At 46.1% G+C, this 230-nt stretch carries 1 protein-coding gene; it reads left to right on the top strand.

The window, feature by feature from the left end; genetic code table 11:
• Positions 1–230: methyl-accepting chemotaxis protein (locus R0K30_RS23825; protein ID WP_410613540.1), on the top strand; the 230-nt coding region annotated here is incomplete at both ends.

Below are 230 nucleotides of genomic sequence, written 5' to 3'. Positions count from 1 at the left end.
CTGAGATTGAAAGTGTCATCTCCATTATTACCGACATTTCAGCGCAAACGAATTTGCTTGCACGGAATGCTTCAATTGAAGCAGCGCGTGTTGGAGAAGAAGGAAAAGGGTTTGCTGTTGTGGCTGACGAGGGGCGTAAGTTAGCTGAGCAGTCAGCTGATGCGGCGAAAACCGTTTCAGACTTAGTCATCTGTACACAGGAAAACAGTCAGCTTGTACTAGAGCTTAAT

It is taken from the genome of Bacillus sp. SIMBA_154 (assembly GCF_046536015.1).
GTDB lineage: Bacteria > Bacillota > Bacilli > Bacillales > Bacillaceae > Bacillus > Bacillus pumilus_P.
Note: the sequence above shows the minus strand (reverse complement) of the source record. Positions and strands in the feature narration are given on the sequence as shown.